Annotated in this window: 1 protein-coding gene; it reads right to left on the bottom strand. The window is 44.9% G+C overall.

Features of this window, described 5'->3' with window-relative positions; translation table 11 throughout:
* The coding region (gene der, locus SPADD19_RS01115; protein WP_241496382.1) for a ribosome biogenesis GTPase Der at positions 1–917 on the bottom strand (917 nt) is incomplete at both ends.

The raw sequence follows: 917 nt of genomic DNA, 5'->3' as shown, positions 1-917 counted from the left end.
TCAAGACAGCTGAAGGAATCCGTGTATTTTGACTCTCACTGATCTGTTTGATCATCTCTGGCAACTTGTGCAAGCGTTGTTTGGTTAAGGCAGAGACAAAGACAATCGGCGCATAAGAAAGGTATTGGAATTGATCGCGAATGTCATCTTCCCACTGCTTCATGGTATGGTTGTCTTTTTCAATGGTATCCCATTTGTTGACAACAATGATCATACCTTTACCAGCTTCATGAGCAAAGCCAGCGATCCGCTTGTCATACTCCCGAATCCCTTCTTCGGCATTAATGACCATCAAAACCACATCTGAACGGTCGATGGCACGCATGGCACGCATGACAGAATATTTCTCAGTGTTTTCATAGATTTTACCTGACTTGCGCATACCGGCGGTATCGATCATGGTAAATTCTTGGCCATCTGCATCGGTAAAATGGGTATCGATGGCATCCCGTGTGGTTCCAGCAACAGGGCTTGCGATGACCCGGTCTTCTCCTAGGATCGCATTGATCAAGCTTGATTTCCCAACATTTGGGCGACCAATCAAGCTAAATTTGATGATATCTGGATTTTCTTCTTCTGTTTCATTCGGAAGATTTTCAATGATGGCATCAAGTACATCCCCAGTTCCGATCCCGTGGACAGAGGAGACCGGTAATGGTTCACCCAGTCCCAAGGCATAAAAGTCATAGATATCATTGCGCATCTCTGGGTTATCCACCTTGTTGACTGCAAGAATGACCGGTTTATGGGTCTTATACAAGATACGAGTGACATATTCATCCGCATCCGTGATCCCTTCTTTTCCAGAAACAACAAAGACGATCACATCTGCTTCGTCCATGGCAATTTCTGCCTGATGCTTGATTTGCTCCATAAATGGGGCATCTACGTCATCAATCCCCCCTGTATCAATGATA

The sequence above is a fragment of the Streptococcus parasanguinis genome, from assembly GCF_001578955.1.
In the GTDB taxonomy this organism is placed as follows: Bacteria; Bacillota; Bacilli; order Lactobacillales; family Streptococcaceae; genus Streptococcus; species Streptococcus parasanguinis_U.
This window is presented reverse-complemented; position numbering and strand designations above follow the sequence as displayed.